The organism is Paracoccus sp. (in: a-proteobacteria) (assembly GCF_046462195.1).
GTDB lineage: Bacteria > Pseudomonadota > Alphaproteobacteria > Rhodobacterales > Rhodobacteraceae > Paracoccus.
Genome location: NZ_JBKGUN010000198.1, coordinates 1 through 9,660, shown reverse-complemented (window position 1 = coordinate 9,660; position 9,660 = coordinate 1). Strand labels below are relative to the sequence as shown.

Annotated in this window: 11 protein-coding genes; 10 read left to right on the top strand and 1 reads right to left on the bottom strand. The window is 64.6% G+C overall.

Features of this window, described 5'->3' with window-relative positions; all coding sequences use genetic code 11:
• The first annotated feature begins 276 nt into the window (after window positions 1-276).
• The 4 genes from ACLHHB_RS12000 to ACLHHB_RS11985 all read left to right on the top strand — a co-directional run bounded on the left by ACLHHB_RS12000 (window position 277) and on the right by ACLHHB_RS11985 (window position 3,280).
• A complete protein-coding gene (locus ACLHHB_RS12000) occupies window positions 277-1,125 on the top strand; it encodes a tellurite resistance TerB family protein (RefSeq protein WP_410218515.1) in 849 nt (282 codons plus the stop codon).
• A 131-nt stretch (window positions 1,126-1,256) separates the two neighbouring features.
• On the top strand, window positions 1,257-1,706 hold the full coding sequence (locus ACLHHB_RS11995) for a c-type cytochrome (RefSeq protein WP_410218514.1): 450 nt from the start codon (window positions 1,257-1,259) through the stop codon (window positions 1,704-1,706).
• Entirely contained in the window at window positions 1,706-2,290 is a 585-nt protein-coding gene (locus ACLHHB_RS11990) for a cytochrome b/b6 domain-containing protein (protein ID WP_410218513.1), read from the top strand. Before ACLHHB_RS11995 ends, ACLHHB_RS11990 begins: the two co-directional genes overlap by 1 nt.
• A gap of 81 nt (window positions 2,291-2,371) precedes the next feature.
• Window positions 2,372-3,280, top strand: coding sequence for an SDR family oxidoreductase (locus tag ACLHHB_RS11985; RefSeq protein WP_410218512.1), 909 nt, complete (start codon window positions 2,372-2,374; stop codon window positions 3,278-3,280).
• Between the two features lie 163 nt (window positions 3,281-3,443).
• On the opposite strand, the gene parC is transcribed toward ACLHHB_RS11985, so the two are convergent.
• The gene (gene parC / locus ACLHHB_RS11980; RefSeq protein WP_410218511.1) at window positions 3,444-5,666 is read right to left on the bottom strand and encodes a DNA topoisomerase IV subunit A; all 2,223 of its coding nucleotides are present in this window, start codon (window positions 5,664-5,666) and stop codon (window positions 3,444-3,446) included.
• A 126-nt stretch (window positions 5,667-5,792) separates the two neighbouring features.
• On the opposite strand from parC, the gene ACLHHB_RS11975 reads away from it, so the two are divergent.
• The 6 genes from ACLHHB_RS11975 to ACLHHB_RS11950 form a co-directional block, all read left to right on the top strand.
• Window positions 5,793-6,320 carry an SH3 domain-containing protein gene (locus ACLHHB_RS11975; protein WP_410218510.1) on the top strand — a complete coding sequence of 176 codons (528 nt, stop codon included), beginning with the start codon at window positions 5,793-5,795 and terminating at the stop codon, window positions 6,318-6,320.
• The gene (locus ACLHHB_RS11970; protein WP_410218509.1) at window positions 6,317-7,135 is read left to right on the top strand and encodes an SDR family NAD(P)-dependent oxidoreductase; all 819 of its coding nucleotides are present in this window, start codon (window positions 6,317-6,319) and stop codon (window positions 7,133-7,135) included. The genes ACLHHB_RS11975 and ACLHHB_RS11970 overlap by 4 nt, the downstream gene beginning before the upstream one ends.
• Window positions 7,136-7,160: 25 nt before the next feature.
• The gene (locus ACLHHB_RS11965; RefSeq protein ID WP_410218508.1) at window positions 7,161-7,361 is read left to right on the top strand and encodes a twin transmembrane helix small protein; all 201 of its coding nucleotides are present in this window, start codon (window positions 7,161-7,163) and stop codon (window positions 7,359-7,361) included.
• A complete protein-coding gene (locus tag ACLHHB_RS11960; protein WP_410218507.1) occupies window positions 7,361-7,933 on the top strand; it encodes a cob(I)yrinic acid a,c-diamide adenosyltransferase in 573 nt (190 codons plus the stop codon). The genes ACLHHB_RS11965 and ACLHHB_RS11960 overlap by 1 nt, the downstream gene beginning before the upstream one ends.
• A 124-nt stretch (window positions 7,934-8,057) precedes the next feature.
• Window positions 8,058-8,816: an electron transfer flavoprotein subunit beta/FixA family protein gene (locus ACLHHB_RS11955; RefSeq protein ID WP_410218506.1), complete on the top strand. Its 759-nt coding sequence runs from the start codon at window positions 8,058-8,060 to the stop codon at window positions 8,814-8,816.
• The coding region (locus ACLHHB_RS11950) for an electron transfer flavoprotein subunit alpha/FixB family protein (protein WP_410218505.1) at window positions 8,816-9,660 on the top strand (845 nt) is incomplete at its 3' end. The genes ACLHHB_RS11955 and ACLHHB_RS11950, both read left to right, overlap by 1 nt.

Below are 9,660 nucleotides of genomic sequence, written 5' to 3'. Positions count from 1 at the left end.
GTCAACGTGACCAATGGTCCCGATGTTGACGTGCGGTTTCGTCCGTTCAAACTTTGCCTTTGCCATGTCGGCCTCCTGATCCGCGGGGCATGGCTGAGACGGCCCCGGATTTGACGTGCGCCGCGATGTATAAGGCGAACGGGGGAAAATCAAGGGCAGGATCGCAGTGGATGCCGCTCTGTCATGGCAGGCGGCCGGAACCGCGGGACCGGCATTCTCGTTGCCACGGCAACCGCGGGCAGTTCCGCCCGTGCACGGCAACCGGAAGGAATTTCCATGAGCTTGATGAGAAGTCTGACCAAGGTCGCAGCCGGCGTCATGCTGGCCAAGGGTATCGGCACGATGATGCAGAACCAGCAGCAAGGCGGACAGCACGGGCGTCCGCGCCAGGGTGGCGGACTGCTGGACAACCTTTTGAGCAACAACACCCAGGGCTCGGGCGGCAGCATGAGCGACATGCTGGGTCGGGCCCTCGGCGGGCGCTCGGGCGGAATGCACGGGGGCAGCGCACAAGGCGGGCTGGGCGGGCTTGGCGGCCTGCTGGATGGTCTGTCCGGCCGGTCTGCCGGCACCCGCCGCGCCGGCAGCGGAGGCGGGCTTGAAGACATGCTGGGCGGGCTTCTGGGTGGCGCCGCGGCCGGTGGCATCGCGGGCCGCCTTTCGCAAAAGGATTCGCAGCCTTCGAACCAGGCCACCTTTGGCGAACTTTTCAACGATTCGCTTGCCAATGGAGGCGAGCCGCAGGTTGCCCCCACCCCCGACCAGAACGCACTGGCCGGCACCATGCTTCGTGCGATGATTCAGGCGGCCAAGTCCGACGGCCATATTGATGAAACCGAGAAGCAGCGCCTTTTGGGCCATCTGGGGGACGATCTGGACGAAGAAGAGCGCCAGTTCATCAAGGAGCAGATGGCGGCTCCGGTCGATGCGGCGTCGCTGGCACGCGAAGTGCCGGAAGGACAGGAAGCCCAAGTTTATCTGATGTCTCTTCTGGCCATCGACTTCAACAACGAGGCCGAGGCGCGCTATCTGAACGATCTTGCCACGGCGATGGGTCTTGATCGGCAGACGGTCAACCAGATCCACGACCAAGCAGGCGTCATGCCGCTTTATAACAACAACTGAAGCTGGTTTCCTGCCCGGCTGAAGGCAGGAAACTGATCGCATTCCCGTGAAGAGCCCCCTGCACGATTGATCCGTGCAGGGGGCTCTGTCACCTTCGGGTTGTGCCTTCTGTTCCTTACCGGAGACCCGACATGCGCCAGATCATCCTTTCCGCCGCGGCCCTTCTTGTGGCCGGCAGTGCCTTTGCCCAGTCCCCCGAGGACGCAATGGAAGCCCGTCACGGCTTCATGACCATGATCTCGATCGAGATGGGAACGCTGGCCGGCATGGCAAAGGGCGAGGTGGGCTATGACGAGGCTGCAGCCACGGCCGCCGCGTCAAACCTGATGGCCTTGGCGCAGTACGATGCCCCCAAGCTTTTTGTTAAAGGCAGTTCTTCGGACGATCTTGAGGGATCGGATGCCCTGCCCGCGATCTGGACCGACCGGAATGACTTCGAAGCCAAGTTCGCGGCTCTCCGGGAGGCGACGGCAGGCATTGATCAGGCCGTCACCGGCGGTCAGGGCAACTTGGGGCCGGTGGTCCAGCAACTGGGCGTGACCTGCCGGAACTGCCACCAGCCCTATCGCATGGATCGCTGATGGCCCAAGGGCAGCTGCAACGTATCCGCCTTTGGGACCCGGCGCTGCGCATCTTCCACTGGCTTCTGTCCGTTCTGGTCATCGCGAACTGGCTGCTGGGCAAGTTCGGCCCCGCAGTCATGACAGTGCATTTCTGGCTGGGTTATTCGATCGCAGGCCTGTTGGTCTTTCGCCTGATCTGGGGCTTTGTGGGACCTGAGTCCGCGCGTTTCACCCATTTCATCCGGGGTCCGAGCCATGTCTGGAGCTATATGCGCCACCTGCACCGGCGCCAGCCCAGCCATTGGCCCGGACACAACCCGATGGGCGCACTGTCGGTCCTGGCCCTGCTGGGGGTGCTGGCGTTCCAGGTTTACAGCGGCCTCGTCATGGATCCCGATGACTTCATCAATGTAGGTCCACTGGCGTCGCAGGTCAGTCGCGAAACATCGCGCGCTGCGGCAGGCTGGCACGACCTAGGGGCCAACCTGATCCTTCTTCTGGTCATCCTGCATGTCGCGGTGATTCTTTATTACCGGTTCTGGAAGAACGAGGATCTGATCCGTCCAATGATCACCGGCTGGAAATGGGTGCGCCGCCGCTGAAGGCCTTGGGGCGGCGGCATGTTCCGGAACATTCCCCATCGTCCGCCGTTTGCCTCGCACACCCAAACCCACGAGGCCACGATGTCCAGCGATCCCGTCCGCACCCCCTTCCGCAGCGGCGCTCTCAGCGATCCCAGCTTGCCTGCACCCAATTTTCCAGCGCAGGAACAGGCGGCCCCCGGTCTTGCACGCGACATGGATCCCCTGCCCGATCACGGAGAAACCAGCTATCGCGGCAGCGGCCGCCTCAAGGGCAAGCGCGCCCTGATCACCGGCGGCGACAGTGGCATCGGAGCCGCCGCAGCCATCGCCTATGCCCGCGAGGGTGCCGATGTGGCAATCGCCTATCTGCCCGAGGAGCAGCCCGACGCAGACCGCATCATTGCCGCCATCGAAGCCGAAGGCCGCAAGGCGGTGGCCATCTCGGGCGATCTGCGCGACGAGGGTTTCTGCAAGGAGATGGTGGAAAGCGCCGTGTCGCAACTGGGCGGACTGGATGTGCTGGTCAACAACGCCGGCCGCCAGCAGTTCTGCCTCAAGCTGGAGGATCTGACGACCGAAGACTTTGACGCGACGATGAAGACGAACGTTTATGCTCCCTTCTGGGTCACCAAGGCTGCACTGCCGCATCTGGAGTCAGGGGCCTCAATCATCATCACCTCGTCAGTACAGGCGTTCAGCCCTGCAGGGCATTTGTTCGATTATGCTCAAAGCAAGGCAGCCAATGTGGCCTTCGCGCAATCCCTGGCCAAGCAATTGGCCCCGCGCGGCATCCGCGTCAACGCGGTGTGCCCCGGTCCGTATTGGACCGCCCTGCAGATCAGCGGAGGCCAGACCCCGGAAAAGGCGCAGGAACATGGTGCCAGCCAGCCGCTGGGCCGCCCTGGCCAACCGGTCGAGATCGCGCCGATCTATGTCCTTCTGGCATCGGACGAGGCCAGCTATATCACTGGGGAATATTTCGGTTCGGTCGGCGGCAACGGCCTGTAGGGCCGGAACTGCCGGTATCCGCTCAAAAGTCTTTCCTGCCGGAACAACATCCATGTGCCGGCACGTAGGCCCCTGACCAGTCAGACAGGCCCCCGGTCAGCCCGTGATCGCATGAAAGGGCTGACCGGAGGCAACAGACCTGCGTTCCGAAGCCGGTCCCCGCTCAACCGAAGCGGTTGTTGCGGGGGAAGCCGCGTGGGGCCATGCGACCCGCCGTGGCGCGCTTGCCCAGCCACTCGGTCAGGTCAGGCTCGGTCCGGGTCTTGCCGCCGGTCATCGGCCAGGACAGTCCTTCCGCCAAGCTCAGGCAGATGGCGTCGGACAAGCCACCGTCCTTGAACTTCAGCAGCTTGACGCCCTTACCGCGTGCCATCTCGGGCAGTTCGGACAGCGGGAAGACCAGCATCTTCCGGTTGTCCCCCACGACCGCCACATGATCGCCGCTGACGGGCCGACACAACAAGGCATCGCCGTTCAGCACCTGCTTGCCAGTCTTGGTTTGCGCCAGAATGTCGCCTGCCCCGACGATGAAGCCGTCCGCCGCCTTGGAGGCCACGAGATAGCGGACGCCTGCCCTCCACGGGAACATCGCGATGATCTCGGCCTCGTTGGGCAGGTCGATCATCAGGCGCAAAGGCTCTCCCATGCCTCGCCCGCCCGGAAGGGTGTTAGCGGGGATGGTGTAGAACCGGCCATTCGAGGCAAAGACCATCAGCTTGTCGGTTGTCTCGGCATGCAGGGCAAGTCCGGGCCCGTCGCCATCCTTGAACTTCAGATCGGCATTCAGCGGCTGGTGGCCCTTCATGCTGCGGATCCAGCCCATTCTGGACAGGATCACCGTCACCGGCTCGCGTTCGATCATGGAGTCCATGTCGATCACCGGCATCTCGGAGGCTTCGCTGATCGTGGTCCGGCGGCGGCCTTGGGCGCGCGACTTGCCGAACAGATTGCGCACCTCCTTCAACTGCTGTGCGATACGGGACCATTGGACGCCCTCGTCGTCCAGCATGGCCTGCAGCCCTTCACGCTCTTCCAGAAGCGCGTCGCGTTCCGCGCGCAGCTCGATCTCCTCAAGCTTGCGCAGGGCGCGCAGGCGCATGTTCAGGATCGCCTCGACCTGCACATCGTTCAAATCGAACTCCGCCATCATGACCGCCTTGGGCTCATCTTCGGTGCGGATGATCTCGATCACGCGGTCGAGGTTCAGGTAGGCGATCAGATAGCCTTCCAGAACCTCCAGCCGGGCGGCGATCTTGTCCAGACGATAGGTGGCCCGGCGCACCAGCACCGCGCGGCGGTGGTCCAGGAAGGCGCGCAGCACCTCCTTGAGCGAGCAGACCTTGGGCACGCGGCCATCGATCAGCACGTTCATGTTGAGGTTGAACCGAATCTCCAGATCACTGGCGCGGAACAGCGCACCCATCAGCTGTTCGGGCTCCACGTTGCGGGCCCGGGGCTCCAGCACGATGCGGATATCCTCGGCCGATTCGTCGCGGACATCAGCCAGAATCGGGATCTTGCGGGTCTGGATCAGCTCGGCCAGACGCTCGATCAGCTTGGACTTCTGAACCTGGTAGGGGATCTCGGTGACGACGATCTGCCACAGGCCGCGGCCCAGATCCTCCTGTGCCCAGCGGGCGCGAACCCGAAAGGCGCCACGGCCGACGCGATAGGTTTCCGCGATCGTTTCGGCGCTTTCGACAATGACGCCGCCGGTCGGAAAATCGGGCCCCTGGATGATGCCCGCCAGCGTGTCGTCGCGTGCATCGGGCGTCTTGATCAGATGCAGGCAGGCATCCACGACCTCGTGCAGGTTGTGGGGCGGGATGTTGGTGGCCATGCCCACCGCAATGCCTGACGCCCCGTTTGCCAGCAGATTCGGAAAGGCTGCGGGCAGCACGACAGGTTCGGACAGTGTCCCGTCATAGTTCGGGCGAAAATCGACCGAATCCTCGGTCAGCCCGTCCATCAGCGCTTCGGAGGTCGCGGCAAGACGCGCCTCGGTGTACCGGGCGGCGGCCGGGTTGTCGCCGTCGATGTTGCCGAAGTTGCCCTGTCCGTCCACCAGCGGATATCGCATGGCGAAATCCTGCGCGAGGCGCGCCATCGCGTCATAGATCGCGGCGTCGCCATGCGGGTGATAGTTGCCCATCACGTCGCCGGTGATCTTGGCGGACTTGCGGAAGGCACCGTTCGGGGCCAGCCGCAACTCGCGCATCGCGTAAAGGATGCGGCGATGCACGGGCTTCAGCCCGTCGCGCGCGTCTGGAAGCGCACGGTGCATGATCGTGGACAGGGCATAGGTCAGATACCGTTCGCCAATCGCGCGGCTGAGCGGTTCGGACTGCGTGCCTTTTTCGGAGTTGGGAAGCAGATCGTCGGACATGCGCCCGTGGATAGGCTGCCCGGGCCGTCCGGTCCAGATCGAAAAGCACATGGGGAACGCGGCCGTGTGCATGGCGTTGGGCGGCGACACCGGCTAGGCTGGAACCGGGGCGGCAAAGGGCAAACCATGATCAGGCTGGGACTGTTGATGCTGGCGACCGTTTTCGGGCTTTACGCGGTTCTGTCGCTTTACGGCGGCGAGAACCTCCGCAGCGCCCGCCGTCCGGCACCCCCTCCCCTGGCCAGTGCCGCGCAAGATGCCGGAAGCACATTGCAAAGGCCGGAGCCCGCGGGTTCGCTGCCGGCTGAAGTTCCGGCCGAGGTCGTTCCCGTCGCAAGCCAAACCCCCGAGCAGGTTGTCCGCTTTCCCGGGCCCGCACTGGAGCCTTCGCCGGAATATGCGGGAAACACCCCCGAAGATGCCGCCGCGGCGGCCGCAGGTGCAGCGGTCAGTGGTGAAACGCTGTTTGTCACCGGCGACCGGGTGAACATGCGTGCAGGTCCCGGAACGCAGAACCCGGTGGTGAGCAGTCTCGGCAGGGGGGCGCCCCTTGTGACGCTGGGACCGGTTGACGCGGACTGGGTCCATGTCCGCGCAGCGGACGGGCAGGAAGGGTACATCTCGGCCTCGCTGCTGTCGGCCGCGGCGCCATGAAGCGTGTTCTGGTCACTGGCTGCTCTTCGGGGATCGGGCTGGACGCAGCACGGCGCCTGAAGGCGGAAGGCTGGCACGTCATCGCAACCTGCCGGCGCCCGGAAGACATTGCCGCCCGACAGGCCGAAGGCATGGAATGCCTGCATCTGGATCTGGCGGACGAAAGCAGCGTCGGCACCTGCGTCGGGGATGTCCTTGCATCCGGTCCGGTCGATGCGCTGGTCAACAACGCGGCCTTTGCCCTGCCGGGTGCGGTCGAGGACATGCCGCGCGGTGCAATGCGCGAGATCTTCGAGGTGAATCTCTTTGGCACCCATGATCTGACCCGCCGCCTGATCCCCCATTTCCGGCAGCGCGGGACTGGCCGGATCGTCACGATCAGTTCGGTTCTGGGGCTGGTCGGCATTCCCTGGCGCGGCCCTTATGTGGCCACCAAGTTCGCGCTGGAAGGGCTGACCGATGTGCTGCGGCTGGAGATGCATGGCACCGGCATCAAGGTCGTGCTGATCGAACCCGGCCCCATTGCCAGCCGCATCCGGGAAAACGCGATTCCCCATTTCGAGCGTTGGGTGGACTGGCAGGCCAGTCCCCGCGTCGAACAGTACCGCTCCTCGCTGCTGAAGCGTTTATACGAACCTTCGGGAAAGGACCGGTTCGAATTGCCTCCAAGCGCGGTCAGCGACCGGATCCTGACCGCGCTGACTGCTGAAAACCCGGCCCCGCGTTACTATGTCACAGCACCGACACGCATTTCCGGAGTGGCGCGGCGCGTTCTGCCGACCCGTGCTCTGGACTGGTTTGCGCGCCGCAGCTAGGGTCGGGGCCGAAAGGCGGTATGCCATGCCAGATAAAACCCTGTTCCTTGTCACCATGCTTGCCATTGGTGTGGTCATCGCGATCCTGCTGACCGGCATCGGCGGCTTTGCCCGCGGCGGTGAATTCAACCGCAAGCACGGCAACCGGATGATGCGCTGGCGGCTTTACGCACAAGCGGTGGCCATTGCCATCCTGATGCTGTTCCTTTGGTGGAGGGCTCACTGATGGTCGTTCTGAACAAGATCTATACCCGCACCGGCGACAAGGGCGACACGGCCCTTTCCGATGGCAGCCGCGTGGCCAAGCACGACCCGCGGGTCGAGGCTTATGGTACGGTGGACGAGTTGAATGCGACGCTGGGCCTGTGCCGGCTTCATGCGGCCGGCGATCTGGCCGAACAGCTGGCGGTCATCCAGAACGACCTTTTCGACCTGGGAGCCGACCTGTCGCGACCGAACATGGCTGCCGATGATCAGGCCGGTTATGCGGTCCTGCGGATCATCGATGCCCAGGTGGACCGGCTGGAGGCCGAGATCGACCTGATGAATGCCGATCTGCAACCCTTGCGCAGCTTCATTCTGCCCGGCGGATCGGCCTTGGCAGCCCATCTGCATCTGTCGCGCACCGTTGCACGGCGGGCGGAACGGCGGGCGACCGAACTGCTGGCGGGAGGCGACGTGAACAGCGCGGCCATCCGCTATCTGAACCGCTTGTCCGACTGGCTGTTCGTGGCCGGCAGGCTGGCCAACGAAGGCGGCGGCGCGGATATCCTCTGGGTTCCCGGCGCCAGCCGCTGAGGCCGCGCCACCGGGGCTGTGTCGGGACAACGCCGCGTCCTGTGACGTTTTTGCCCTGTTACTGCCGGGAAAGCATGTCTAACACTTTCCCGCGACAGATGACGCAACAAAGGGAGAGAGGCCGATGAAAGTCCTCGTGCCAGTCAAGCGCGTGATCGACTACAACGTGAAGGTTCGCGTGAAGGCGGACGGATCGGGGGTCGATCTGGCCAACGTGAAGATGTCGATGAACCCGTTCGACGAGATTGCGGTGGAGGAGGCGATCCGCCTGAAGGAAAAGGGCGTGGCCACCGAGGTGGTGGCCGTGTCGATCGGCGTGAAACAGGCGGCCGAAACATTGCGGACCGCGCTGGCGATGGGGGCGGACCGCGCCATTCTGGTCGTGGCGGCCGATGACGTGCATCAGGACATCGAGCCGCTGGCCGTGGCCAAGATCCTCAAGGCCGTGATCGCCGAAGAAGGCCCGCAGCTGGTCATTGCCGGCAAGCAGGCCATCGACAACGACATGAACGCGACGGGCCAGATGCTGGCGGCGCTTCTGGGCTGGAGCCAGGCGACCTTTGCCTCCAAGCTGGAGATCGAGGGCGAGGCGGCCCGCGTCACGCGCGAGGTCGACGGGGGCCTGCAGACGATCGAAGTCAGGCTGCCTGCCATCGTCACCGCCGACCTGCGCCTGAACGAGCCGCGCTATGCCTCGCTTCCGAACATCATGAAGGCGAAGAAGAAGCCGTTGGACGAGAAGACGGCCGCCGATTACGGCGTCGATGTGACCCCGCGCCTGACCGTCACCGGCACGCGCGAGCCCGAGGGCCGCAAGGCGGGCATCAAGGTCGGCTCGGTGGACGAGCTGGTGTCGAAACTGAGAGAAGCGGGGGTCGTGTGATGGCTGTTCTTCTTCTGGCCGAGATCGCCAATGGCGAGCTGAACCGTGACGCCACGGCCAAGGCCGTCAATGCCGTCGCATCCTTGGGTGAGGTCACCGTCCTTTGTGCCGGGACGGAAGCCCGCGTGGCGGCCGACCAGGCCGCGGCCATCGCCGGCGTTTCACACGTGCTGGTGGCCGAAGATGCGCAATACGGCCACATGCTGGCGGAGCCCACCGCGGCGCTGCTGGTCAGCCTGGCGGGCAGCTACAGCCACATCGTCGCCCCCTCCACGACGGATGCCAAGAACATCATGCCCCGCGTTGCGGCGCTTCTGGACGTGATGGTGATCTCGGACGTGCAGACGGTGGTCGATGCGGACACGTTCGAGCGCCCGGTGTATGCGGGCAACGCGATCCAGACCGTGCGCTCCTCGGACCCGGTCAAGGTGCTGACCCTGCGCACCACCAGCTTCGAGGCGGCCGGCGACGGTGGCTCGGCCACTGTCTCGGAAGCCACGCCTGCCGAGGATCCGGCGCTGTCGACCTGGCTGAACGAGGAGGTCGCGCAAAGCGATCGCCCGGAACTGACCTCGGCCGGCCGCGTCGTCTCGGGCGGCCGTGCGCTCGGCTCCAAGGAGCAGTTCGTGCTGATCGAGCAGCTGGCCGACAAGCTGGGCGCTGCCGTGGGCGCATCCCGCGCGGCGGTCGACTCGGGCTATGCCCCCAACGACTGGCAGGTGGGCCAGACCGGCAAGGTCGTGGCGCCCGCGCTTTATGTTGCCGTCGGCATCTCGGGGGCAATCCAGCACCTAGCCGGCATGAAGGACAGCAAGGTCATCGTCGCCATCAACAAGGACGAGGA

What these genes read in the sequence shown, in the direction of transcription:
- ACLHHB_RS11970 (WP_410218509.1), top strand. Translation starts at nt 6,317, where the DNA reads ATGAAGCGTGTTCTGGTCACTGGCTGCTCTTCGGGGATCGGGCTGGAC.
- ACLHHB_RS12000 (WP_410218515.1), top strand. Translation starts at nt 277, where the DNA reads ATGAGCTTGATGAGAAGTCTGACCAAGGTCGCAGCCGGCGTCATGCTG.
- ACLHHB_RS11975 (WP_410218510.1), top strand. Translation starts at nt 5,793, where the DNA reads ATGATCAGGCTGGGACTGTTGATGCTGGCGACCGTTTTCGGGCTTTAC.
- ACLHHB_RS11960 (WP_410218507.1), top strand. Translation starts at nt 7,361, where the DNA reads ATGGTCGTTCTGAACAAGATCTATACCCGCACCGGCGACAAGGGCGAC.
- ACLHHB_RS11985 (WP_410218512.1), top strand. Translation starts at nt 2,372, where the DNA reads ATGTCCAGCGATCCCGTCCGCACCCCCTTCCGCAGCGGCGCTCTCAGC.
- ACLHHB_RS11995 (WP_410218514.1), top strand. Translation starts at nt 1,257, where the DNA reads ATGCGCCAGATCATCCTTTCCGCCGCGGCCCTTCTTGTGGCCGGCAGT.
- ACLHHB_RS11990 (WP_410218513.1), top strand. Translation starts at nt 1,706, where the DNA reads ATGGCCCAAGGGCAGCTGCAACGTATCCGCCTTTGGGACCCGGCGCTG.
- parC (WP_410218511.1), bottom strand. Translation starts at nt 5,666, where the DNA reads ATGTCCGACGATCTGCTTCCCAACTCCGAAAAAGGCACGCAGTCCGAA.
- ACLHHB_RS11965 (WP_410218508.1), top strand. Translation starts at nt 7,161, where the DNA reads ATGCCAGATAAAACCCTGTTCCTTGTCACCATGCTTGCCATTGGTGTG.
- ACLHHB_RS11955 (WP_410218506.1), top strand. Translation starts at nt 8,058, where the DNA reads ATGAAAGTCCTCGTGCCAGTCAAGCGCGTGATCGACTACAACGTGAAG.